Below are 24993 nucleotides of genomic sequence, written 5' to 3'. Positions count from 1 at the left end.
ATTTCAGGTTTTTTGTTATAAATAATGGACAAGTTTATGCAAAAAATACCAATGACAGTTCAAGGCGAATTACTTTTACGTGAAGAGCTAGTTGAACTTAAAACTGTAAAACGCCCAAGAATAGTTGCTGATATCGCTTTAGCACGTGAACACGGTGATTTAAAAGAAAATGCTGAATATCATGCAGCACGTGAAGAACAAGGTTTTTGTGAAGGCCGTATTCAAGAAATTGAAGCTAAGTTATCAAATGTTCAAGTAATTGATGTCACTAAAATGCCAAATACGGGCAAAGTAATTTTCGGTACTACAGTGACAATTGTAAATATTGAAACTGATGATGAAGTCACTTATAAAGTTGTTGGTGATGATGAAGCTGATATTAAAAATAACTTAATTTCTGTTAATTCACCGATTGCACGTGGTCTAATCGGTAAAAAAGTTGATGATGAAGTAATTATTGCAACGCCTAAAGGTAATGTTGGCTTTGAAATCATAGATGTGAAATATAAATAATTGATTAAGACGTATATAATTGTTAGCCTAAATCAATAAGAAAATAAGCTCGGTTTTCCGAGCTTTTTTATTACATGATATTAAGTGTTTATAAGGGATTTTGATTTGATTAAATTTATTCTTTATTCTTTATTCATTTTTTTTCTTGTAAATGCAAAGCAAGTAAAAGCCGATTGTCAGAGTGAATTTCTTGATAAAAATTATATAGAAGCATTTGCTTTATGTGAAGATGAAAGTGAATCATCATCCCAGGCGCAATTTTATATGGCAAAAATCTATGCTAAAGGTCTAGGGGTTAATAGAGATTTAAATAAAGCGATTAATTATCTGAGTCAGGCTGCTCAGGGGGAACATAGCGAGGCAATGTTCAATTTAGCGATGGCATTTGAGCTAGGAAAAGGAGTTGATAAAAATATTACAGCAGCGTATGAATGGCATTTAAGAGCTGCAAATAAAGGCTGGTTAAAAGCACAACGTAAAGTCGCCATGATGTACGAAAATGGCCAAGGAGTTCAACCTGATCCTGAAAAAGCTTATATTTGGTATCAAAAAGCAGCTAAACAAGGTGATAGTGATAGTCAATTAGAGTTAGGTGCAATTTTGTTGCAAGGCATCACTTTACCAGGAAAAATTGTGTCTAAAAATATTGAAAAAGGCCTGTATTGGATACGAGAATCTGCAAAACAAGATAATTCTGAAGCACAATTTGCATTAGCAAGTTTAATTGTTGATGAGCAACCTGATGAAGGCATTAGCTTTTATAAAAAAGCAGCGAAAAATGGCAATAAGTTTTCTATGCATAATTTGGCATCTATATATTTAAAAGGTGATATTGTACACAAAGACTTAAAACAAAGTAAATATTATGCACAAATGGCTGTCAGTGCAGGGCAAAAATCTAGTCAAAATATTTTGGAATACATTGAAAAAATAGAAAATCTTAACTTATCAAAACGCGTTGTTATGCAAGATAAAACTAATTTCGGCATGTCCAACGATAGCCTTATATTAGATGCAGAGGAAACAAATCGTACTGAAAGTGATCTAGAAACGAATTCTCAAATTGGCTTTGAAAAGAAATTTATCCAATTATTGAAAAATACGCATTATATTATTCAGCTAGCCAGTATGAAAAAGCAAACAAGTGCTCACAATTTTTTTATAAAATATAATTTAAAAAATAAAGCGCATATTTTATACATACCCAATACAAAACGTTATTTGGTTTTATCTGAACCTCAAGCGTATTTAACACAAGCAAGAGAATTACAGCAATATTATAGCGATCTGATACAGAGCCGTTCTTGGTTGAGAAAAACGTCTGCAATTCTTGCGCTTGTGAGGTAATTACCTTGAGCTATATACCCAGCTATCTCAAGATTCAGAATTAATCGTATTTGAAACACCTAAAATAAGTTTTAATGCTAAATTAGTCACAAAGATAGATGATGTTAATTCACGACTTGAGTTGATATTAGATGCTTTGAGTTTTATTAACACAATGAAGCTCATTTATATTATGTTTAGGTATTATTTATTTTATTTTTAGTTAATGTGATATTATTGTATCAATAGGTAGGTCATGAATAAAACTTAGCTTAGTTTTTATGAAATAAAAACGGCGCTTGATCAAGCGCCTTTTTATTAATGAAGTTTATTGAATGATACTTTCTAAGTTTTCAGTATTATCAGCTTCAGGTTTTACATTGTTTTTGCGTCTGATCAGACGTTTCAAGTCTTCAAGTGCGACATATTGACAAGGTATCAGTACCAAAGTGATAACCGTAGCAAACAATACACCAAACGCAAGTGAAACAGCCATAGGTATTACTATTTTAGCTTGTAAGCTTGTTTCAGTGATAATGGGTATTAAACCTATAAAAGTAGTAATTGACGTTAAGAATATAGCTCTAAAGCGTTTACAACCGGCTTCTACCACAGCAAGTTTAATTGGTATTCCAGCAGCGCGTGCTTTATTAACAAAGTCCACCATTACTAAAGAATCATTGATTACTACACCTGCGGCAGCAATGATGCCAAATAAAGATAAACTACTCATGGTCATACCTAAAATAATATGACCAAACATAGCTCCAATGACACCAAATGGGATCACAGACATAATTAAAAATGGTTGAGAATATGAACGTAATGGAATGGCTAATAATGCAAAAATAAGCATCATAGATAATGCAAAGTTTCGGATTTGCTCATTCATACTATTCATTTCTTCTTGAATTTTACCAGCTACTTCAGTGCGAATACCAGCATGCGCTTTTAAAAGTTGTGGTAAATAGTTATCTCTGATGTCATTCGCTATTTTGAACGGTTCAGCTTGTTCAGTATCTACGGATGCCCAAACATTAATAGTTCGCATCGCATTCTCTCGACGTATGCTATTAACGCCTTGAACAAGATCAATTTTAGCTACTTCAGATAATAAAACTTCACCACCAGCAGGTGTGCTGATGCGTACATCTTGGATTTGACCAATTGAGTTACGTTCTTCAATCGGGTAACGGATCATGACTTTTAGCTCTTCACCATTACGTAGAATACGCTGTGCTTCTAGACCATAAAAACTAAAATTAACCTGAGATGCAATATCTGCTAATGTTAAACCTAAACTGTGGGCAACAGGCTTTAAATTCAACCTGACTTCATCAGTTGCAGTTTGCATTGAATCATTTACATCACCAATTCCTTTTATGGTATTAAGTTTTTGCTTTAATTTATTCGTCGCTAAACGAAGTGTTTCAATATCTTTGCCTTCAAGACGGAAACTAATATCACCATCATCACGGCCATTACCACCGATACTATCTCGGATATTTAGCGTTTTAAGGCCTGCAATTTGCGGCATTTGTTCACGCCACATATCGGCTAAGGCAAATGTATCCATAACTCTCAACTCAGGTGAAACAAGTTTTGCCATAATACGAGCACGAGTTCTACCTTCTAGTCGAACTGTTAACGCTTCAACCATTTTTGAACCATGTTTTTTTTCAATTTGATTATCAACATCAACAATTAGCTGTTCAAACTGCAACGCAGCTTTTAAAGTTGCAGCTTCAGATGAAGACAATGTCATATCTATATCAACATTTGCAAAATCATGAGGGATTTTAGGCGTGGCAACAAACTTCACTAACCCACCTGCAAATAAACCACCACTAATAATGAGTATGCTTACAAAACCCATAATCACGGTATATCTGTAATGAATTGCTTTTTTGATAGTAGGGCGGTAAATATTTTCAACAAATTGCTTTAAATTTGTATCAATTAATTTACGAACATAGTGCAATGGATTTTTAGGATTATGAGGTCTAGGTGTCATTCGAGCTAAATGCGCTGGTAATATAAGCTTAGATTCAACTAAAGAAAATATTAAACATAAAATAATGACGCCACCAATTGCCATTGAAAATGCACGGCCTGGCCCATCATCTAGCATCATAGGTAAAAATGCTGCAATAGTTGTTAAAACACCAAATGTTGCAGGCATAGCAACGCGTTTGACACCTCTGACAACACTTTCCATGCTATGACCATATTGTTCGATTTCGGCATGGGCCGATTCACCTATCACTATGGCATCATCGACGACAATGCCGAGCACTAAAATAAAGGCAAATAATGATGCGATATTAATTGTGATATCAAGTCCGGCTGTTGGCATTAATAAAAAAGCGCCTAAAAATGACACAGGAAGTCCCATCATGACCCAAAATGCTAAGCGAATACGTAAAAATAACGCCAACATCAAGAATACTAATAGACCACCCCAAACCATATTACTGATCATCATATCTAAACGACCGTTTAGGTAATAAGTCATATCAACAAAGGATTCTAAAGTAATATTTTGTGGTAACTCTTTTCCTTTCGTTTCTAAATATGAATACATTACCTTAGCAACTTTAGTAATATCTTGATCTTTCGAAGCGCCGATAGAGTAAGTTAAAGAGTTTTCACCATTAAATTTAGAATATTGAATACCTTCTTGAAAACCATCATTGATAGTTGCTATATCACCGAGGCGAATTAAAGTACCATCTTCTAAAGTGATAAGGGGCAATTGTTCAAATTCATGGCCTTTATAGGCTTGATTTTCAACACGTAGAGAAATATAGCCATTTTTCGCTTTTATTTGACCTGCAGACATATTTGCAGAAAAGCCACGTACTTTTGTTGCGATATCTCTAAAGCTTAAACCATATTCCCTTAATTTATCAGGGCTGATTTCAATGCCAATTTCAAAAGCTAAACCACTGTAGAATTCGGCAACGTTAATACCAGGTAAAGCTAAAATTTCATCATGAATTTTATTGCCTAAGTCTTTTAGTTCATGATTAGTTAAATCACCATGCAAGCTTAAAAACATCACTTCTTGCGTGAATTTCTCTTGGCTTACAATCGGTCGTTCCATACCATCAGGGAAACTAGAAATAGTATCTACTTGAAGTTTGACTTCATCTAGTACTTCTTTTGCATCATAACCTTCATCAACTTCTATCCAAGCTTGTGAAAAACTGCGACGTGAATAGGTAATGACGCGTTTAAGGCCTTGTAACCCTTCAAGAGACTCTTCAATTTTAACCGTGATCCCTTCTTCAACTTCTTGCGGTGCTGCGCCTGGGTAGGCAACTTGCACTTGAAGCCAGTTACTTTCAAAATCAGGAAACATTTGTTTGCGTATAGTGGTGGCAGTTAAAAGACCACCCACTAGGATAAATATCATGAGTAAATTTGCTGCAACTGAATTACGAGCAAACCAAGCAATGATACCTTTATTTGTATCAATCATGGCTTAGTCCTTTTTCATTGCTATTTGTGTTTCATTTTTTTTATTAGAATAAGGTAGCGTATGCTCAGTGGCAAGCTTCATGCCTTCACTTGGATAATCAAGGGCCGTAGTTATAACCTTATCGCCATTCTTTAATCCATTGCTTAATATAATTAGATCATCATATTCGCGTAAAACATCAACAGTTTGATACGTCAAAGTATTATCTAAACTTAAAACTGCGATTTTATTATTTTTAACTAAGTGACGTGCAACTGTCGCTGTATTATTGATCTCTAAACCTTGAATTTTTGCATTGACATATGCCCCAAACCTTAGCGGTGGAAAATCAGAGTTTTGCGCATATGGGTCCTGTACTTGCGCAACCAGATAATTCATACGACTTTTTTGATTGATAATTCCTTCGTTGCGAACAATTTTTGCTTGCCAATCGAATTGTTTACCTGCAAATTGGGTCGTTAATACAACATTAGCATCAATACCACCATTAATAAGGTATTGCATATCTTTATCTGCAACAGGAAGCCTTACTTCGGCAAGGCTTATAGAGTTTAGTTCACCAATATTACTACCAGGACTAACAACACTGCCTAGACTTATAGCGCGTTGTTCTATGATTGCATCATAAGGCGCTCTTATATAAGTACGTTCTAAATTACGTTTTGCACGTTTTAAAGATGCTTCAGATGCTTTAAAACGCGCTAGCTTTTCAGCTAATTGAGGTTTTCTTAAATACAGTTCAGACGGAATAAATTCAGTGCTATTTTTACGAATTCGGTCCCATTCAGATTTAGCAACATGACCTTGAGCGCGCTCTACTTCAAGTGATGAAAGGGCCTGTGCTAATGTTGCTTGAGCATCTATAAGATCTGCTTCATAATCATTTGGGTCAATTCGAGCCAATATCTCACCTTTTTTAACAAACCCACCTTTTACAAATACATCAGAGACCTTCACTAGCTGGCCACTTAATTGTGCCTCAAGCTTGGTTTGGTTTTTTGGTGTAATAAGACCATACGAACTGATATCTAAAGTGATTGATTCAATATTTGCTGGTAGAACTTGAACCAGAGGAAGAATTTCTTTTTCTTCTTTTTTTTCTGGTGGTTTTTTCATAGCTGAGAAGCTGGCCGCAATTCCAACTCCAAGCACTAATATTCCAACTGGGAATAATATTTGTTTTTTAGTAGCCACAGTGCATTCCTTAGTAACTTATATTGATGACAGTTATAGGATAATCAATATAATATTTACATAGTACGTGCAGATGTAACACGGTATGTCATAATGATAACTTTAAAAATGATATACCAAGGGAACTAATATGTACCCAATTGACTTATAAGGCTTTATATAATTTATAAATCTATATAATGGAGAAATTTTATTTTACAATTGATTTGAAATTATTTTATAAAAAGTAAAGTGAATTAACATTTAGGTTTGATTGATAAAGCCACATATGTGACTTTATCTTTAATTTTAATAGCTTAAAGTACTTCTGAAGTCTGTGGTGGGAAATTACTTAAAATATTTATCACAGTTTCATTAATTACTTGTGTTCTTTTCTCAGGTTTTTGATTTTTCTTTAATCGACCTTCTTTAGCACCACGCCATATAAGTTGATTTGAATTTTGATCGACTATATCTATGATTAATGTACCTACTTGATATTCTCTAACTTTATTATCTGTATGAATACTCGTGCCCCATAGATTACGCCAGTAATTCCAATTTACGCTGTAGCTGTAATGGGTTGAAAATGTATCGATATCAATTTTTTTATTAACTGAAGCATGGTAATTGATTAAAACATCCGCTTTATCAATAGAAACCATAGATAAGCCTTTTTGAGTTAAATCACGATTAACTGCTTCTCTAACACGCTTTTCCATAATAGGGTTAATTTGATAATTTTCCACATCTTTAGTCAGGCTAGCATCTTTAACCCAAGCAAATGTTTTAAAATTACTAAAGTTAGCCGATTGATCATAATCCCAGTCAGGGGTTTGAGAGCATGCAGCTAAAAATAAAACTGTGGTAGCAATAAATAGGTTTCTCATTTTTTACTCCTAAAATCTAATATGCCAAGAACATATCATAAAAATTGAAAAATGTGTTTTAAAATAAGTGTATGTATTTAAACTGAACCTAGGGTGAACTATAATTAACTTTAACCAGTTATGATTGTCAGGAAAGCATTATTTACCAGTTAAGACCTTATCAAAGCGAAGCAGTTCAAAATACAGTCTCACATTTTAAAAAATCAGATGATGCTGCTGTCATTGTATTACCTACAGGGGCTGGAAAAAGTTTGGTTATTGCTGAATTAGCACGAATTGCAAAACGTAAAATCATCGTTTTGGCTCATGTTAAAGAGCTGGTAGAGCAAAATAGTGAAAAATATAAAAGTTATGGATTAGAAGCCAGTATATTTTCAGCAGGCTTAAAACAAAAATCCTTAGTTCATCAAGTTACTTTTGCAAGTATCCAATCAATCTCAAAAAATTTAAATAAACTCGATGAATCCTATTCTTTAGTGATTATAGATGAGTGCCATCGTGTTAATTTAGAAACAACATCACAATATGCACAGGTTATAAATCAGCTAAAAACTTACAATAAATCATTAAAGGTATTAGGTCTTACAGCAACACCTTATAGAATGGGTGTAGGCTGGATTTATCATGTTCATTATCATGGGTTTGTAAGAGGTTGTGAAGATGCGCCATTCAAAAAATGTATCTATGAATTACCATTGAGGTACATGATTAAACATGGGTTCTTAACACGTCCTAATATGATTGATGCTGCAATTAATCATTATGATTTTTCATCAATTGCCACAAATAGTTTTGGCCGTTTTGATAATCAAGAAATGAGTACATTACTCAAAGGCTCACAAAGAGTAACCAAAGCGATTGTTGAGCAAATAATAGAATTTTCGCAAACTCGATTAGGTGTAATGATTTTTGCATCTACCATAGAACATGCAAAAGAGATTTTGACTTATTTACCACGTGATGAAAGCCCAAAAAATAGATCTGCTTTAGTGATCGGTGATACAGATTTATCGCAAAGAGATCGTATTATTACTGATTTTAAAAAACAAAAAATAAAATACTTAGTGAATGTATCTGTATTAACAACTGGGTTTGATGCACCTCATGTAGATTTTATTGCAATATTACGGCCCACTGAATCGGTTAGTTTGTATCAGCAAATAGTGGGTAGAGGTTTACGTTTGTATGACAATAAAAAAGATTGTTTGGTTATCGATTATGCAGGTAATGGTTATGATATTTTTTATCCTGAAGTAGGCTCTAAAAAGCCTGACAGTGAAAGCGAGCCAGTCCAAGTATTATGTCCAGGGTGTGGTTTTGAAAATATGTTTTGGGGTAAAACAGATAACGATGGCAAAGTAATTGAACATTTTGGTCGTCGCTGTCATGGCATGTTAGACAATGATGAGGTGAGCCAACAATGTGACTTTAGGTTTAGATTTAAGCAATGTGATAGTTGTGGTGCTGAAAATGATATTGCAGCAAGAAAATGCCATGAATGTGATTGTGCAATTGTAGATCCAGACGATAAACTTAAAGCGGCACTTAATTTAAAGGACGCGCTCGTATTGAGGTGTTCTGGCATGCAGTTTGATGCTATCAGTGAGTTTAAAATAAAAATAACCTATTTCGATGAAGATGGTGCTAGTTGTGCCGAGGTTTATAATTTTGAGAATTCAGGCTCAACTTTTTATTTTAATCAATCTTATGGTAAACGATTAGCTGCAGGGCAGCAGCCTACCTACTTTAAATCTCTGTCACAGGTAATGGAGCAACAAGCTTATTTTACTTCACCCGATTTTGTAATTGCTAGAAAGATGAATAAAAAAAATCGTGGGGCTTGGAGAGTTGTGGAAAAGATTTTTGATTATGAAGGTCATTATAGAAAGGCGAATCAGCAATAAATCTCCGCCTACCCTAATAAAGTTGGCAGAGATTTATTGGCGCAAAACTGTGTGTGCTAAATTTATTCTTCTGCCATGATCCCCCAGCCATCACCGTAGCCGTTTAATGGGTTAGCAAAACTTTCAAAGTATTGTTCCATTTGGCCTAATAAAGTATGGTCAGGAACCATTTTAATAGAAATGATAACTTCCCAAACACTTGTGTCAGGACACTTTTGTAATTGTGTTTTTGGTGTTAAATCATCTTTTACAATTTCAATCTCAAACTTTTCAGCTTCTTGTTTTTGTTCAAACAAAATAAAAAAATCGACAACGTGAAGCTGGCTAAGATCGATGCCCGCTTTTGCCATGTTAGCGAGTAATTCACCGTTATCATCGTTTGGAAATTGTGCTTGTTCGCTCATTTTTTAACTGCTCTTTGCTTCAATTACGTATATTGTCTTAGAAAATGATAAAAATAGAAAGTAGCAGATTTAATTATGTTATATTAGCCTTTAAATTATTCTTTTTACAATTCCAATAATGTAAATAAAACTCCTTCTTAAGTCGGTACAGTCACTTCAGGTTGTTAATTTAATTAGTTTTTAAAGGAATGAAATTGTTGCGTTCATTATCATATCTTTGTTTATTTTTATTTAGCTCTTTTTTACAGGCTAAACAAAATATAATTTCTGAATTTGAAGTCTCTGGCATTAAAGGTCAGTTACTTGAAAATGTAAGTTTTTATTTAGAAAAAGTAAAAAATGAATCAGCAACTAAACAATTAAAGCGTCACAGCCTAGATAAAATTAAAGCAGGTTTAAAAGCACTTGGTTATTATGAACCGAAAATAAAACTATTTTTTGAACAATATGGTGATGTACAAGATAAACTGGTCATTATGAAAGTTGAGATTGATCAAGGCACTGAAATTAGGATAGCGCAGTTAAATTACCACTTTCAGGGCGAGGGGAAGAACGACAATGCCTTAACACAAACTCTAAAAAAATTGCCTTTAGTTCAAGGTAATATAATAAATCATGCACACTATGAAAAATCTAAATCTATCATTGAAAGTCAATTACTTGAACTGGGCTATTTTGATGCACAATGGCAAGTAAATGAATTAGGTATATCTTTAAAAGAACACAGCGCGACAGTAACATTTGATATTAATACAGGTGCACGATATACCTATGGACCTATTGTGATTTCATCGGATACGCCAGCGGTAAAATATATTCGTTCCTTAGCTACTTTTAAAGCAGGAGAGGTTTATCAAGCTAAGATCATTTCACGATATAATTTAGATATTGCCAGCAAACCCTATTTTAAAAGTGTTCGTGTATATGCCGATATTGAGCATAGAGAAAATAAACAAATACCTATCAGGGTTGATGTATTGCATAAGCCTGAAAATAGTTATGAAGTTGGTGGTGGTTTGTCTACGGACTTAGGGGCTAAAGCAAGAATTAAATGGAGTAAACCCTGGGTTGGCACTGACGGTCACTACTTTGATACCGATGCGGTTCTTACTGAGTTAGAAAAAGAATTTGAATTTGCTTATACGGTGCCTGTAAATGATCCTGTCGACGATGTATGGCGCTATGCTTTTGGTTATAAAAGTGAAAATAATTCTGATACGGGAAAATACATTAAAACATTAACTACCCAGTTACAAAGACAGTGGGTAACAGAGTCTAACTGGATAAGAACAGCTTTTATTAAATATGTAAGGGAGGATTATGAAATTGCCAGTGAAAATGAAAATACTGAAATGCTGTTACCTGGTATCAGTTTTGCCAAAAAGAAAAGTAAAGGCGGTACAACGCCATTTTGGGGTAATCAATGGCTGTTTTCGGCAGAAGTAGGTTTAGATGATGCATTCTCAAAAACTGATTTATTAAAATTTCAATTTCAGACAGCCTTATTGAGAACATATCAAAATAACCATTTGTTTTATACCAAAGCGAACTTAGGCGCAATTTTAGTTGAAAATATCAATATAGTTCCTGCTTCAATGCGATTTTTTGCTGGCGGTGATCAAAGTATTCGAGGATATAAATATGAATCCATCTCTCCAAAAGAAGATGGCAAAGTAGTAGGCGGTAAATATTTAGCTACGGGTACAGTAGAGTATAACTACCAATTTGCACCTTCATGGCGAGCTGCTTTATTTGTTGATGGCGGTATTGCTACAAATGATTTTTCAGAAGACATACAAGTAGGTGCAGGTATCGGTATTCGATGGTTAACACCGGTCGGTCCTATAAGAATTGACTATGCTTGGGCTTTAACAGATGACAATAATGCTCGTTTGAGCATTATGATAGGTCCTGAGTTATGAGCAGTAAACTGACAAAAAACATTAAAAATAAAAAAGTTAAAAATATTTTTGTTAAAAAAATTAAGCATTATGTAGCTTATACTTTACTGTTTTTATCAATATTTGTATTTTGCATACTTTTTACCAGCCTTGGAAATAAATTCATAGCCTTTAGCGCCAATAACTTAGTGTCCGGTTTATCAATAAAATTAGAAGATGGACGTTTTTTATATCAAGACCCTTTTTCCATTATATACAAGAATAAATCGATTAATATTAATGTTGAAAGTATCACAATTGCTTTAAACATATGGCAATGTGTATATGGTTATATTAAAAATGAAAATGCGGTTTGTTTAGATGTTTTATCGTTAGAAAGTGCTAAAGTTAAATTTCTTAATACAGAGTTAAACTTCGAAAAACTGTCTTTAGTTGTAGCATTAGAAAAAGGTCAAAAACAGCCAGTACTTAATATTCATAAGTTATTGATAAATAAGGTTAGGCTAATTAAAAATAAAATAGAAAAAGAAGTAAAACCTAAACAAGAGCTTGTTTTTAATCCAATTAATGATGTGTTATTTAAAACACCTTTAGATTTTATTTTAACTGAAGTGAAATTAAAACAGTTTGAATTTAATCAAGCGAATTCGTCTCAAGTTATTAATAACATTAATTTAAAAGCTGATTTTTTTGAAAGTCAGTTAAACTTACAAAACCTTGCTTTAACGTATCAAGATATTCATCTGACTGCCAAGGGGGTAGTAGCGCTTGTTGCTAATAACCCTATAGATTTAAACTTAGATATCAATCAAATTAAAAATCAGCATGTTATACATGGCTTAGCTTTAAAGGCGACAGGAAATTTAGCACAATTAAATGTCGTTTTAAAAACGATAGGCGAATTTCCTTCAAATTCAACAGCGAAATTTAATCTTAAAGAACAAAACTATCCGTTTAATTTAACAACGGATATACAAAACTGGCAACATTTACAATATGATCAAACCTATAAATTAAATCGCTTTGATCTTGTTGCCCGTGGTTCATTAAAAGCATATGAAATAAAGGTTTCAAGCCAGCAAGGAGTAAATGCCTATCCTTTAATAGATTTAAATTTATTAGGCAATGGTGACTTAAACCAATTTACATTAGATAAATTATTATTAAACACGCCAAAAAGTTCAGTAGTACTCAAAGGTGATGTGCTATTTAAAAATGAATTAAATGCAAATTTAACTGGAGAGCTTACTAAATTAAATTTGCACGATTTTGCTGTAAATATAGGTAGTGAGCTCAATGGCTCTTTTGACTTGAATTTTAAACAATTAAGTGAAAAATGGCTTTTATCAGTTAATAATTTTGATTTAGGAGGGGTTTTCATATTATCCGCAGATAATGAAATACCATTTAATTTAAATACCCAGCTTGTGTTGGATGATAAATTTAATATTGAAGTTAACAATATAAGCTTAACAAGCGGTGTTAATACGTTAAATTTAAGAGGAAAGATAGATCAAAACTGGAATTTAAAAGGTAATTTAGACATCAACCAAGCTGGTGATTTTTTAAATGACTTATCAGGAAAGGGCCTAGGTAATTTAGCCATTTCAGGCAAACGTACAAAGCCTGAGATAAACTGGGAGTTAGATTTTAATGATTTTAGTTATCATGAAATAAAATTTCAACAAGCTAAAACCAAAGGGTTAGTCTCTGTTGCCGATAACTTTAAGACTCAAGTTAACTTATTCATTCATAATGGTGAGTTAGAAGGAAAAAAACTAAAAGCGCTAAATATAAATATAGCAGGTGATAAGTATAATCATCATGCTGCTTTTAAACTGGATTCAGACTGGGTAAAAAGTGACTTTAATATTACTGGCGGCGTTAATAATAAAAATATTTGGCAATCTAGGATATCAAACTTATATATAACTGATTTTGTTCAAGTTATAAAACCTAAAGCCACAATTGATTTAGAATTCGATATTAATCAAAAAGTAATAAAAATAAATGCTCATTGTTGGTATTCTAATGAATCAAACTTGTGTATAGAAAAATTTACTGCCAGTGAAAAAAAAGGTGACATTAATATTGATTTACAAAAATTTAATTTAGCAAGCATCGCTCACTTTTTACCTGCAGATTTAACAGCAATAGGCACATTTACTGGCGGTATGAATTTAAATTGGCAACAAGGAAAGTTGAATAAATTTGAAATGAGTTTAGGTTCTCAGAGCTTTGAAGTTACTTTACAGCAAGAAGAAAAGCATTTTGTATTACCAATCAAAGAAATAAAAGTTACTGCTAATTCCACTTCGGATAAAGTATATTTTAATGCATTTTTCAACTCTGATTTATTTGGTTCTGTATTGAGTGAACTGAGCATTTCTGATATTAAAAATGCAAAAAACTTGGATGGTATTATCAAGTTAAATGGTTTTAAATTAGATAAATTTAAGCCTTTCATTCAAAACGTAGATACGTTATTTGGTGATGTATTTGCTGATATTAATATTTCTGGCTCACTGTTAAAACCATTTTTGTCAGGTGAATTAAACGCAAGGAATATTGATGTTTCGGGAGACGATATACCGGTTACGATTAAAGGGAGCCATTTAAATATCGGTTTCAAAGAACAAAAGTTAATACTTAACGGTGATATTTTTGATGATAAACAAGGAAATGCAAAAGTTAAAGGTGAATTAGATTGGCATGGTTCAAACCTTGGAGGGCAATTAGATATAATCGGACAAAATTTTAATTTAAAAATAGATCAAGGTATTAAAATCATATTAAACCCGAATTTAAAATTAATTGTTAAAAATAATGAATTAGATCTTACCGGAAATGTAGAAATTCCGTATGGTCGTATTATCATTGACTCGTTACCTGAAGGTGCTATCAAAGTCAGCGACGATGAAGTGATTTTTGAACATGAGCAGCAAGTAAAAGATCCTAGTTTTTTTTATGGCCTTGATTTATCTTTAATTATAAAAGATGATGTTAAGATTGATTCTTTTGGTTTGATCTCAGAGTTGGAAGGAGATTTGACGCTTCATAAAGGATATCACAGTCCTTTATTGACTACTGGAGATATATATTTAACTAATGGTGTATATCAGTCCTTTGGGCAGGACTTACAAATAAAAACCGGACAAATCGAGTTTAGCGGTGCAATTGATAAACCTTATTTAAATATCAAGGCTATTCGAAATCCAGAAAAAACTGCTGATGATGTTATTGCGGGTATTAAATTGACTGGTAATGTAAACAAGCCAGAGTTAGACATCTTCTCCGAACCTATTAAAGATAAGGTTGAAGCATTGTCTTATTTGTTAAGTGGACAATCTTTAGATGAAGCTGAAAGTCGCTCTAGTAGTACGATTTTTGCACAGGCATTGTTGTCGCAAGGGCTTTCCAGAGGGGAAGGGCTTGTTAGTAAAATAGGTTCACGATTAGGGATCGCAGATATGTCTTTAGGTTCAACTGTCTCAGGAGATGATACAAAAGTTGAAATATCAGGCTATGTACTACCTTACGTACAAGTTAAGTATAGTGTAGGTGTATTTGATGCATTAACAGAGATTGTAATTCGCTATCAATTATTACCTCAATTATATATAGAAGCTATAAATGGTGTTAATGACTCTGTAGATATACTTTATAAATTTAAGTGGGATTAAAATGAATAATATAACTTCCACAGCATTAATTGAGCTCGCTTTAGAATTACCAAAATGCTTGAGTACAAAAGATAGATTTGATCGCTTATTAGACACTGTAAGAAAAACCATTCAATGTGATGCAGTTGCGTTATTATCATATCACCAAGACGTATTAAAGCCGCTTGCACTTCAAGGATTGAGTCGAGATACATTAGGGCGCAGATTTAAAATAAAAGACCACCCTAGATTTGATGAATTATGTAAATCAAAAGTGCCAGTTAGGTTCTCTGCGGAAAGTGAATTACCGGATCCTTATGATGGTTTACTTATAGATAAAGAGGGTGACTTACCTGTACACGCATGTATGGGGTTACCATTATTTTTTGATGATAAACTCTTAGGTTTGTTAACCATAGACAGTTTAACGCCTTTTGTTTTTGATGATATACCCAATCGTACTTTAGAAGTCATATCTGCAATTGCAGCTACAACTTTAAATACAGCCTTTATGATCAATTTATTAGAATCTCAGGCGTTACACTCTCAAAAGGTAGTTGCTGAACTCACTGAAGAAGCACTAATGCGTGATGGCGGTGAGCTTATAGGTCAAAGCCGAATTATGGACAAGTTGAAGCAAGAAATAGATATTGTTGCGGCTTCAGACTTCAATATTTTAATCTATGGCGAAACTGGTGTTGGTAAAGAGCTTGTCGCGCGTACATTACATCAAAAGTCATTTCGTTCTAATGGTCCTTTAGTTTACGTAAATTGTGCTGCACTCCCTGAAAACCTAATTGAAAGTGAACTTTTTGGTCATGTTAAGGGAGCATTTACAGGTGCGGATAAAAATAGAGCTGGAAAGTTTTCAATTGCAAATAATGGCACTTTGTTTTTAGATGAAATTGGTGAATTGCCACTAGCGGCACAAAGTAAGATTTTACGCGCCATACAAAATAATGAAATTCAGCCTGTAGGTCAAGATAATGTAGAAGAAGTGGATGTACGGATTTTTGCAGCAACAAATAGAAACCTTCATGAAGAAGTTAATAACAATAAATTTAGAGCTGATCTGTATCATAGACTAAGTGTTTATCCCGTAAGAGTACCGTCTTTGAAAGAAAGATCGGGTGATATTCAACTTTTAGCTGGTTATTTTTTAGAGCAAGTAGGAAGAAAGCTTGGAGCACCCCAACTAAAAATCAATGCGCAGGCTTTGGTATATCTAAATCAATATAATTGGCCTGGTAATGTAAGGGAGCTTGAACATGTAATCAGTCGGGCTGCATTAAAGGCTTGTTCTCGGCAAAAAAACAAAGAGATTATTAAAATAGAAGTTACTGATTGTGGCCAATTATCTCCTACATCATTAAACAGTGAAACTAAACAAACAGTAATACCTGAGCCTGACACAAAAAATAGCACACAATTGAATTTACGTAATGTTACCGATGATTTTCAGAGAGATTTAATAAAACGTATTTTGATCGAAGAAAGTGGTAATTGGGCTGCAACTGCGAGAAGGTTAGAAACAGATCGAGCTAACCTAAACCGACTTTCTAAACGATTAAATATTAATATTTTGAAATCAATCACTTAAAAATCAAGTTGTTTACAATATTATTTATTTTTTTAAATAATTATATTTTAAAATTTTTGGTGTTAAAAGTTATAAAATTGTTGCAATTTACGAGTGTTTTCGTATATTAATGTTGCTAGTGTCTAATTTTAACTCGGGTGTATAATGACTTGTAAAAAAATAGTGCCAACTAAATCTGAACTTAATATTCTAAATATCTTATGGAAAACTCAGCCAGCTACAGTACGTCAAGTTCATGAGGTTCTAGCTGAACAACAATCAACGGGTTATACCACAACTTTAAAGACACTTCAGCTGATGCATGAAAAAGGTTTAGTTGAAAGAGATGAATCCTCACGAGCGCATTTATATAAAGCAAAAGAGTCAGCCGGTAATACACAAAAATCTGTTGTTAAAGATCTCATTTCTAAGATATTTAGTGGTTCTAAATATGATCTAGTTGTAAGTGCTTTAGGTGAACGTGCAAGCTCAGATGAGATAAATGAAATCAGAGAGTTACTTAATACATTAGAAAAGCAAAATCATTAATCGAGAACGCTAAATGGACTTTATTCATACTATTTCTTATAACCCTATTTTTAATACGTTATCAATTACTTTATTACACTTTATTTGGCAAGGCACTGCATTAGCATCGTTTCTTGCTGCTGCACTTAAATTAATTAGTAATAAATATTCAAATATTAGATATAACTTAAGCTTATTAACATTAGTTTTGTGCTTAGTAACCCCTTTCGTGACTTTTTTTGTCGTTTATAAGTCTCAAACTGTCAATAATTTACAGATAGAAGCAGTAAATAATTTAATATTAAATGTAGCGCCAAATCTTGGTGGTTTATTACCTTTTTTATCTATTGTATGGCTTTTTGGGGTGAGTTATTTCAGCATAGGCTATTGCAAAGAGTTATTATCTATATATAAATTACCTAAAACGCAGGTTACAGAAGCTCATGACTTGCTAACTGAGCAGTTTCTGTCAATCAAATCGTCATTGCAAGTATCAATAAATGTGCGTTTGTTGATTTCTAAATTAGTAGATGTTCCTATGGTGATAGGGTGGCTGAAACCAGTAATATTAATTCCAGCTAATATGGTCACAGGCCTTACTAATGAACAGTTAAAGTTATTACTTGCGCATGAGTTAGCTCATGTAAAACGCTATGATTACTTCATAAACCTTATACAATCATTAGTAGAAGTTTTTTTATTTTTTCATCCAGCAGTTAAATGGATTTCACAACAAATTAGAATTGATCGAGAGTATTGCTGTGATGATATTGCTGCAAAAAATCAAACAGCAAAAATAGATTATGCAAAAGCGCTGTTAAATGCTGAAGAAATAAGACCTGATACGATACCAGTTATGGTTATGGCTGCAACAGGGGGGCATTTGAAAAGTCGAATTGCTAGAGTAATTGGAGATCATAGCTGTACACCTAAATATGCAAAAAGCGGGCTTGCTGGTTTATTAGGGTTATTTGTTGTTTGTTTAATATTTAGTTCATATAAAGCTGTTGGTATGATTCAAAGTAACAAAATAGCAGAGTTAGAAGAGCGAAAAAATAGCATTTTAATGACCATCAATTTAAAACAGAATGAAAGTAGTTCTATATCAGATAATCCCTTGAAAAATCATATGAAAGAGTTAACTAAAACTGATAAACCTGACATTACTGAGAATGATGTTAAAGCCACTCATGAAACTAAAAGTGTTAATATTGGGGGTCCATCAAGTGGGCAGTCTCTTGACTTTAAATTAAATGAGTTAGAGATTAAATCAAAACCAACTGAATTCAAAAGAAAATTAGATAATCCATTATTTAATAGTCATGAAGTTAAAGTAAGCCTTCAAACAGATACACAGGAGTTTAACTTTAATATTAGTGCTGTAGAACAGTTAGTTGTAGAGGATATTAAAAAGGGTTTTAATACTCTTTTAGAGCAAAATAATAATGAACCCTTGTTAACAAAGAACATAGTTAAAGGGTATGAGCCTTTAATAATACCGCCTAAAACAGTGAAAATGGTGAACCCAATATATACCGAAGTAGCACAAAGAAGAGGATATAAGGGGGATGTAGTGATCGAATTTACAGTTGATTTAAATGGTAAAGCAACAGATATCGAATTTGTAGGGCATACACAAAACCACTTAAAGCGAGCGGTTAAAAAAGCAATTAAGCAATGGAAATTTTCACCAGGAACAGTCAATGGCAATGATGCTGTCATGCGAGAAACTAAACTATTTTCATTTGTTAAGCCGAATAGAGATAAAATGACTATAACTACAGGAAGTCGCATTCTTAAAGGGAGATAAAACCCTTATCAAAATTAATAACGCAGCATAAACCCTGTTTAAACTCGCCGAGACGGATCTTCTGAGTAAACCCCCGTCATCGTTGCGTTGGTTTGAAATGCTTCCGCTTTGAATTTAGCTCGCTCAGGTAGCTCTGAAACATGCATTTTGAAATAACACATTGATATAAAACAATTGAATACATACAATTATCACGATGACAATGGGAAATTATATAAAGAGATAGCAATGCACCGTAAAGAGATCACCAAGTTACAATTAATAGATATAATAAAGTCTTGGGGCGAGCAAAATATAACAATAAAAAAATTACAAATTTGGATGCTGGATAACTTTGAGCCTGATGAAGTTGAAATAGGTAAAGGTGAGTCAGAGTGTACAATAGAAGCGATGCATATAGTGATGAATGAATATGAGCTGGCACAAGAGGAAAAATGTTTACAAGCTCAATATTTATTAGCAATTAACTATATTAACTGCTCTGAAGAAAATTATAATCAATGTAAAAGTGACTTTTTACGCCATGCTTTTTGTGATTAGCATTTTTCTATTTTTCCTCTTAGGAATTTTATTGTTTAGAGATGTGTGAATACCTCCCTATCGCATGATATGATAATGCTGTACATAAATTTGAATTAAAAAAACTAACTTTATAAACAAATTTGTGTATTTGCAATGATATAATCTAAGCCACCCGTAATTGCTGTTATTTGTGCCTGAATACAGTCTTCAGCTGTTGCTTTAGGGCTATCGGGGTAAACCTCTGTTGTTGTTGAATATGCAGCATGGGTAAATCCAATACATAAGCTTAACTTACTTGTGGCATAATTTATTACTCCAAATTGCTCTAATGGAACACCGATGATATTACCTTGTTCATCAGCAGGAGCAATATGCGTTACTTTCTTAACAGATTTGATGATTGCTGTTTGAAAGTCTACTGCTGGGTTTATCGTATCTCCCACAAGATAAAATCCATCCGGGATATTCCAGTTTGTATGTGCTACAGCATCACGAGCAGCTAAAGCAGGTCTAAATTGGGTATTATCAGTATCAGTTGTTTCATGCAAATCGATATGGGCTGTGATTTTAGTGTTAAGCGACGCTATGCATCTCATGAGTGCAGCCGATTCTTCAGCTGGACTGTTTTCATAAAATGATCTATTTGGATCATCGGTATTTGGGTTCCAACGATTAATAGTTTCATACCCCCAAGGACTAATACAGGGGGTTACTACAATATTAAAATGATTTGTATAGTTTAATGCTTGAGATGATAAAAATCCTAAAGCGCCATGTATACCACTTGTTTCATAACCATGTACACCACCTGTTACTAAAATAGTGGGCTTAGCGATATCCCAATTTTGACTTTTTATGACATATAGCGGATATTTAACTTTATCGTAGCAAAGCGCACCATATTGCGCTACATCAAAGTCAGATTTAAGAGCGTTAATTTTAGTTACCACTTCATTTTGATATGAGCGTTTGAACGATTGCTTTGAAAGCCAAAGTGCTTTTTCATTTACGCCCCATTTTATACCTGGAGTGCCTATTTGATTATTTTGTTTATCGCTCATAAATGTACCTTTACTTTAACTAGCATGAATATCGCTTAATAGACTTAAAAGCCAACTCTACCCATGATACCTTTTGGCTTTTAAAAAATGGAAGAATAAACCTGAGGACTACTTTTGGCAAGTAAGATTATTGATAATATTCTTCAAACAAAACTCCTGTAGGGCAAGTCGACAAACGTTGTTATAAGATATTTATTTTAAATGATGGAGCAGGTTATATTTTCTATTATCAAATAGGGTTACTTGAGACTAGAGAAAAAATGTTCAGGTTTCGTTACAAAGATAGAAATCAGCAGCATAGTTATATAAAATCCCTTTTCACTTAAAAAGGAACTTAGTTATTAATTATGAAGAAAACCTTCCCACTTTTATATTTATTTGCTACAGCACCAAGTTTTGCAGATTCTAGTTTTATTGGCGTAGATTATTTACATTCTGATATTGAAACGTCAAACGAAGCTGCAAATATACCGATGGCAGCTTTTAGGTTAGGCACAAGTATTTATAAACAAATTGCAATTGAGGGCCAATATTTACTCAGTAATAACACTGACAACATTTATAATGTGGAATTTGACTTAGAAAACAACAAAGCGATCTTTTTATTGCTGCAATCTTATGCTGTAAATGGCTTTAGTCTTGATGTGTCTTTAGGTTATGCAAGTAGTAATATGTCAGTGTCTGGGCCTGAAAACACGTTTAATGGCTCAGATGAATATAATGGCTTTGCTTGGGGGATATCTTTATATCAAGAAATTCCTTCATTTAAAAATGCCCGTATAAAACTTGGGTATCAGTCACTATATAATGATAGCAACTTAAGCATTACGGGTATTTCACTTGGTTTTAATTATCACTTCTAAAAGTAAAAAAGGTTTATTAAATGAAAATGATTAGTTTTATGCCAAAATTTTCTTTAAGAATTTGTTTAACAATAAGTATTGTTATTTCAGGTTGTGATTCAGATAATAACTCAGAAGCATTAGCAAAGGCGGTAAAGTTAGAATCTCAACGTGCTAAAGGCACAATCATTGAGAAAGTTACGATTATTGGTGCGATGACACGTTTAAGAGTGGGCGAAGTCCACCAATTAACGGCATTAGGCATAGATAGCAATGACGATGAAAGAGATGTAACAACTGAACTAGCGTGGTCATCTAGTGATACAAGTATTGCAACAGTAAATAGCAAAGGGCTAGTTGAAGCCGTTGCTAATTCAACAGAACCACAAGGTAAAGTTGTTATTACGGGCACAACAATTAATGGCATTTTAGCACAAGGTGAAATGTCAGTGAGTGATTCAGCAATCTCTTCATTAACATTAAAGCAAAGTAACCCAATTTCTGGAGATATTAATACCTGTATAGATGCTAATATTGTGGCTGATGTTACGTATGAAGATGATTATACATCTTTGAATGTAACTAAATACATTAACTTTTCAGTTGATGAAAATACCACAGCTACCATTGAAGACGGTGGCATATTACATACATCCAATTCTGAAATTGAAAATACAATTGTGTCAGGTAAAGTTAATAATATTTCCAATCAACTTACGGTTACTGCAGATCCAAAAAACTTAGAGACGATCGATGTGTTAGTAGATGACAAAGTTGTCAATATAATTACCCTAAATGTTGGCGACAGAATCATACTGCAATCTCAGGTAAATCTCGTAAGTACAATATCTGAAACGCCTATAAATATTGACAATAATATCAGTTTGGAAGCAAAAAACTCAGAATTAGCAGGTATCACACTTAATGGTACAACTAAAGGCAGTATTTTGGCATTAAAACCTGGTGTGACACAAGTTTACGCTACGTGTGGCGGAGTGCAAGGCAATGCGACTTTGGAGATAAAAGGAGATGCTACTTTAGACACTCTACTTATAAACCAAGGTGAAGAGACCATTACAATCAAAGCAAATGAATCAGTTGAGATTTCTGTAACAGCTCAGTTTGAAGAAACAATAGCTGATATTAATGTAACTGAGTTTAGTGAGTTTACTTATAGCAAAAATGATTTAATCAGTAGTGAGCTAGTCTCTGCGGGCACGAGTGCAGCTAATTATAAGATAATAAGTACATCCAATACGACGGGGGAAGTCTTCTTAACAGTTACATATGATGGTGAATCATCATTGGTTAAGTTGATTATTGAATAATATGTCCTCCTGAAATAGGTTGACGGTTTTAATTGAAGGCCAGTTGCTTTTGCGTCTGGTTTTTTTTGTGCACTTGGTTTGGTGTTTTCATTCCTAAACTCAAATGCGGTCTCATTTGATTGGATATTACAATTGATTCATCGACGATCTCTTTTAACTCATCCATATCCTGGCATTTATATAACAAAAACTCCTGCTTTAAGATCCCATTAATTCTTTCAGCTAGCGCATTTTGGTAACAATCATAACCATCGGGCACGCGTCATTCTCCGTATACCGACTTAATTTACACCACTGATTATTTAAATAGGTGAGTGCCTTGGTTAACTTCGCTGATTTTACTGGGTGCTTTAAGGATTTACCGAGCCACTTTTTTAATGCAGCTAATATCGGCGTACTTTCTTGTTGTCGAGCGCGATATTTTTCATCGGTTGTGGCTGTTTTTATTTTTGCTTCAATACGAAATAACTGTTGAATATAAGACCGCGCTTGCTCAGGTTACCTGAAGAGCGTTACAAGCAAGGTGATAAAATTAATGACCCGTATCGCTTGGCAACAATATAGCGTTATAACAGCTGAAAATGAAGCTATTGAACCTTTACCTACCGAGTGGGAATGTGATGATTCTTTGTATTTAGGGGTTTTAGGTGAAACAGGTATGTCTGCCTATATTGGCACAGTGGATCTTGGGCAACTTAAAAAAGGTGACAGAGAGTTAATATCTGCTGCAGGTATAGTGGCAGGTCAAATTGCTAAAATTAATGGTGCTAAAGTAGTGAGTATCACTAGTAGCGATCAAAAATCGTAAAAATTGATTAATGAATTTGGTTTTTACAGCTATTTTAACTACAAGTTATCTACACCTCTAACTGAATTAATAGTAAAAGAATGCCCAGATGGCATTGATTACTATTTCGATAGTATTGGCGGGAAAATGTTAGAAGACGCCGTTACTAATATTGCGCAGAATAGGCGTGTTGCACTGTGTGGCCATAGCTAATTACAGTACATTAGAGCCTCAGGCAGGTCCAAAACTTATTTAATTTAGTTGTCTCAAGCCTCAATTGAAGGGCTTATGACTCATTATGAGTCTGATAGATATGACGAGATAAGAGGTCAATTATTTCAGTGGATTCAGCAAGGAACACTTAAAAATGATGTTGAACAAGCGTTAAAAGGAGCAAAAGAATATATTCTTGATGCCAGAACAGAAAAAGGCTGTTTGGCTTATAATTGGAGTTTAGATGTTAACGAAGATGGTGTGATTTATGTTTTTGAGGAATGGGCAACACCTGAAGATTTACAATTACATTTCAGTGCATCTTCTTACATCAATATGCTTAACTATTTAGGCCAATTTGACTTACAAGAAGTAGAAACTACAAAACATCAAGTAACCAATCAATCCGCGGTTTATGATGAAAATGGTCCTACTTCATCTTTTAGTTAGCGCCATGCTCAGCATCAATGATTTCAACAACTTCATTGAGCAACAGGTTACGTAAGCGCTCATCTTCAAGCTCTCTTTCAAGACAAGACAATAAATACAAAAAAGGCTGCAAAGTAATTACAGCCTTTTTGGTATTAAATCGAAATTTAATACCCTATACGATACCTTGTGGTAAACGGCAGTCGTGATCTCGTTCTGCAAGATATACAATCCAGAACTCTTCAGCTGTATAACCGTCTTCGTTATTTTTAACGATAACTATACCTTTATCTTTCTTTTCTACTGATATAACAGCAGTTTTTTTAGCAGGCTTTGCAGTTTCAGTAGCAGTACCAGATGAAAGTTCTTCAGTTAAAGCGGCAAGATCAGCTAGGCGCATATTTTTGCCACCGTCTACACTATACCATCCTGCTTTAGCAACAACTTCAGGTTGTTTGCCATTTTCTGCTTGATATGCTTTGTCAAAATCTTCTAAAACTTGTGCTTTATCAAGTTTGCTCATCATTATTCCTAGTTTTTTGTTAAATTTGTTGCAGCGGCTTTTATACCGACTTTTGGAAGAATTATCAATTTTTTCAGGTTTTTCTTTCTTTTTGATCAACTAAACGGGACAATT

General features: G+C 33.6%; 22 protein-coding genes and 1 pseudogene. 14 read left to right on the top strand and 9 right to left on the bottom strand.

Annotated elements, in window-relative coordinates; translation table 11 throughout:
* The first annotated feature begins 36 nt into the window (after positions 1-36).
* Together greA and CJF42_RS04140 are read left to right on the top strand one after the other, a co-directional pair.
* Positions 37-513: a transcription elongation factor GreA gene (greA, locus tag CJF42_RS04145; protein WP_095365467.1), complete on the top strand. Its 477-nt coding sequence runs from the start codon at positions 37-39 to the stop codon at positions 511-513.
* Between the two features lie 105 nt (positions 514-618).
* Entirely contained in the window at positions 619-1860 is a 1242-nt protein-coding gene (locus CJF42_RS04140) for a tetratricopeptide repeat protein (protein ID WP_095365466.1), read from the top strand.
* Between the two features lie 27 nt (positions 1861-1887).
* Here CJF42_RS04140 and CJF42_RS29000 read toward each other — a convergent pair whose 3' ends face one another.
* The 4 genes from CJF42_RS29000 to CJF42_RS04125 all read right to left on the bottom strand — a co-directional run bounded on the left by CJF42_RS29000 (position 1888) and on the right by CJF42_RS04125 (position 7386).
* A complete protein-coding gene (locus tag CJF42_RS29000; RefSeq protein WP_286203465.1) occupies positions 1888-2013 on the bottom strand; it encodes a hypothetical protein in 126 nt (41 codons plus the stop codon).
* Between the two features lie 154 nt (positions 2014-2167).
* Complete coding sequence (locus CJF42_RS04135) at positions 2168-5323, bottom strand: efflux RND transporter permease subunit (protein WP_095365465.1); 3156 nt, start codon at positions 5321-5323, stop codon at positions 2168-2170.
* A gap of 3 nt (positions 5324-5326) precedes the next feature.
* A complete protein-coding gene (locus CJF42_RS04130) occupies positions 5327-6517 on the bottom strand; it encodes an efflux RND transporter periplasmic adaptor subunit (protein WP_095365464.1) in 1191 nt (396 codons plus the stop codon).
* A gap of 296 nt (positions 6518-6813) precedes the next feature.
* Positions 6814-7386, bottom strand: coding sequence for a DUF4136 domain-containing protein (locus CJF42_RS04125; RefSeq protein ID WP_095365463.1), 573 nt, complete (start codon positions 7384-7386; stop codon positions 6814-6816).
* A gap of 137 nt (positions 7387-7523) precedes the next feature.
* Between CJF42_RS04125 and radD the strand changes: the two genes are divergently transcribed.
* On the top strand, positions 7524-9290 hold the full coding sequence (gene radD / locus CJF42_RS04120) for a DNA repair helicase RadD (protein ID WP_095365462.1): 1767 nt from the start codon (positions 7524-7526) through the stop codon (positions 9288-9290).
* 62 nt (positions 9291-9352) lie between these two features.
* Here radD and CJF42_RS04115 read toward each other — a convergent pair whose 3' ends face one another.
* Positions 9353-9694 carry a ribonuclease E inhibitor RraB gene (locus CJF42_RS04115; RefSeq protein WP_095365461.1) on the bottom strand — a complete coding sequence of 114 codons (342 nt, stop codon included), beginning with the start codon at positions 9692-9694 and terminating at the stop codon, positions 9353-9355.
* 188 nt (positions 9695-9882) lie between these two features.
* Between CJF42_RS04115 and CJF42_RS04110 the strand changes: the two genes are divergently transcribed.
* The 6 genes from CJF42_RS04110 to CJF42_RS04085 all read left to right on the top strand — a co-directional run bounded on the left by CJF42_RS04110 (position 9883) and on the right by CJF42_RS04085 (position 19714).
* On the top strand, positions 9883-11616 hold the full coding sequence (locus CJF42_RS04110; protein ID WP_095365460.1) for an autotransporter assembly complex protein TamA: 1734 nt from the start codon (positions 9883-9885) through the stop codon (positions 11614-11616).
* Positions 11613-15278, top strand: a complete 3666-nt coding sequence (gene tamB / locus CJF42_RS04105; RefSeq protein WP_095365459.1) for an autotransporter assembly complex protein TamB — start codon at positions 11613-11615, stop codon at positions 15276-15278. The genes CJF42_RS04110 and tamB overlap by 4 nt, the downstream gene beginning before the upstream one ends.
* 1 nt (position 15279) lies before the next feature.
* A complete protein-coding gene (gene norR / locus CJF42_RS04100; protein WP_095365458.1) occupies positions 15280-16857 on the top strand; it encodes a nitric oxide reductase transcriptional regulator NorR in 1578 nt (525 codons plus the stop codon).
* A gap of 144 nt (positions 16858-17001) precedes the next feature.
* Complete coding sequence (locus CJF42_RS04095) at positions 17002-17385, top strand: BlaI/MecI/CopY family transcriptional regulator (RefSeq protein ID WP_095365457.1); 384 nt, start codon at positions 17002-17004, stop codon at positions 17383-17385.
* Between the two features lie 13 nt (positions 17386-17398).
* Positions 17399-19174, top strand: coding sequence for a M56 family metallopeptidase (locus CJF42_RS04090; protein ID WP_095365456.1), 1776 nt, complete (start codon positions 17399-17401; stop codon positions 19172-19174).
* A gap of 228 nt (positions 19175-19402) precedes the next feature.
* Positions 19403-19714, top strand: coding sequence for a hypothetical protein (locus tag CJF42_RS04085; protein WP_095365455.1), 312 nt, complete (start codon positions 19403-19405; stop codon positions 19712-19714).
* Between the two features lie 110 nt (positions 19715-19824).
* Here the strand turns inward: CJF42_RS04085 and CJF42_RS04080 are convergent, their stop codons facing one another.
* A complete protein-coding gene (locus tag CJF42_RS04080) occupies positions 19825-20757 on the bottom strand; it encodes a M14 family metallopeptidase (RefSeq protein ID WP_095365454.1) in 933 nt (310 codons plus the stop codon).
* Positions 20758-21104: 347 nt separating this feature from the next.
* Here CJF42_RS04080 and CJF42_RS04075 point away from each other — a divergent pair, with 347 nt between their 5' ends.
* Positions 21105-21620, top strand: a complete 516-nt coding sequence (locus CJF42_RS04075) for an outer membrane beta-barrel protein (protein WP_095365453.1) — start codon at positions 21105-21107, stop codon at positions 21618-21620.
* A gap of 20 nt (positions 21621-21640) precedes the next feature.
* Positions 21641-22927 (top strand): Ig-like domain-containing protein, encoded by a 1287-nt coding sequence (locus CJF42_RS04070; protein WP_095365452.1) that lies wholly within the window; start codon positions 21641-21643, stop codon positions 22925-22927.
* Positions 22928-22955: 28 nt separating this feature from the next.
* Here the strand turns inward: CJF42_RS04070 and CJF42_RS04065 are convergent.
* Both CJF42_RS04065 and CJF42_RS29230 read right to left on the bottom strand, forming a co-directional pair.
* Positions 22956-23180 (bottom strand): annotated as a pseudogene (locus CJF42_RS04065) (integrase core domain-containing protein); the annotation flags it as partial.
* Positions 23150-23374, bottom strand: a complete 225-nt coding sequence (locus CJF42_RS29230) for an IS66 family transposase (protein ID WP_353651670.1) — start codon at positions 23372-23374, stop codon at positions 23150-23152. The pseudogene CJF42_RS04065 and the gene CJF42_RS29230, both read right to left, overlap by 31 nt.
* Before the next feature lie 88 nt (positions 23375-23462).
* Between CJF42_RS29230 and CJF42_RS04055 the strand changes: the two genes are divergently transcribed.
* From CJF42_RS04055 to CJF42_RS04050, 3 genes are all read left to right on the top strand, one after another.
* Positions 23463-23735 carry an MDR/zinc-dependent alcohol dehydrogenase-like family protein gene (locus CJF42_RS04055; protein ID WP_095365451.1) on the top strand — a complete coding sequence of 91 codons (273 nt, stop codon included), beginning with the start codon at positions 23463-23465 and terminating at the stop codon, positions 23733-23735.
* 3 nt (positions 23736-23738) lie between these two features.
* On the top strand, positions 23739-23927 hold the full coding sequence (locus CJF42_RS26620; protein WP_141235477.1) for a hypothetical protein: 189 nt from the start codon (positions 23739-23741) through the stop codon (positions 23925-23927).
* 75 nt (positions 23928-24002) lie between these two features.
* Entirely contained in the window at positions 24003-24377 is a 375-nt protein-coding gene (locus tag CJF42_RS04050) for a putative quinol monooxygenase (protein ID WP_141235476.1), read from the top strand.
* A 154-nt stretch (positions 24378-24531) separates the two neighbouring features.
* On the opposite strand, the gene CJF42_RS04045 is transcribed toward CJF42_RS04050, so the two are convergent.
* Positions 24532-24879, bottom strand: coding sequence for a hypothetical protein (locus CJF42_RS04045; protein WP_095365449.1), 348 nt, complete (start codon positions 24877-24879; stop codon positions 24532-24534).
* Positions 24880-24993: the final 114 nt, after the last annotated feature.

Source organism: Pseudoalteromonas sp. NBT06-2 (genome assembly GCF_002276045.1).
Lineage (GTDB): Bacteria > Pseudomonadota > Gammaproteobacteria > Enterobacterales > Alteromonadaceae > Pseudoalteromonas.
The sequence above is the reverse complement of the archived record's forward strand: the minus strand, read 5'-3'. Positions and strand labels throughout refer to the sequence as shown.

Bases quoted from the DNA above. Each gene is read 5' to 3' on its own strand.
- CJF42_RS04080 (WP_095365454.1), bottom strand. From the start codon at position 20,757: ATGAGCGATAAACAAAATAATCAAATAGGCACTCCAGGTATAAAATGG.
- CJF42_RS04085 (WP_095365455.1), top strand. From the start codon at position 19,403: ATGCACCGTAAAGAGATCACCAAGTTACAATTAATAGATATAATAAAG.
- CJF42_RS04090 (WP_095365456.1), top strand. From the start codon at position 17,399: ATGGACTTTATTCATACTATTTCTTATAACCCTATTTTTAATACGTTA.
- tamB (WP_095365459.1), top strand. From the start codon at position 11,613: ATGAGCAGTAAACTGACAAAAAACATTAAAAATAAAAAAGTTAAAAAT.
- norR (WP_095365458.1), top strand. From the start codon at position 15,280: ATGAATAATATAACTTCCACAGCATTAATTGAGCTCGCTTTAGAATTA.
- greA (WP_095365467.1), top strand. From the start codon at position 37: ATGCAAAAAATACCAATGACAGTTCAAGGCGAATTACTTTTACGTGAA.
- CJF42_RS04055 (WP_095365451.1), top strand. From the start codon at position 23,463: ATGACCCGTATCGCTTGGCAACAATATAGCGTTATAACAGCTGAAAAT.
- CJF42_RS04135 (WP_095365465.1), bottom strand. From the start codon at position 5,323: ATGATTGATACAAATAAAGGTATCATTGCTTGGTTTGCTCGTAATTCA.
- CJF42_RS04070 (WP_095365452.1), top strand. From the start codon at position 21,641: ATGAAAATGATTAGTTTTATGCCAAAATTTTCTTTAAGAATTTGTTTA.
- CJF42_RS04125 (WP_095365463.1), bottom strand. From the start codon at position 7,386: ATGAGAAACCTATTTATTGCTACCACAGTTTTATTTTTAGCTGCATGC.
- CJF42_RS04095 (WP_095365457.1), top strand. From the start codon at position 17,002: ATGACTTGTAAAAAAATAGTGCCAACTAAATCTGAACTTAATATTCTA.
- CJF42_RS04110 (WP_095365460.1), top strand. From the start codon at position 9,883: ATGAAATTGTTGCGTTCATTATCATATCTTTGTTTATTTTTATTTAGC.
- CJF42_RS04075 (WP_095365453.1), top strand. From the start codon at position 21,105: ATGAAGAAAACCTTCCCACTTTTATATTTATTTGCTACAGCACCAAGT.
- CJF42_RS04045 (WP_095365449.1), bottom strand. From the start codon at position 24,879: ATGAGCAAACTTGATAAAGCACAAGTTTTAGAAGATTTTGACAAAGCA.
- CJF42_RS04050 (WP_141235476.1), top strand. From the start codon at position 24,003: ATGACTCATTATGAGTCTGATAGATATGACGAGATAAGAGGTCAATTA.
- CJF42_RS04115 (WP_095365461.1), bottom strand. From the start codon at position 9,694: ATGAGCGAACAAGCACAATTTCCAAACGATGATAACGGTGAATTACTC.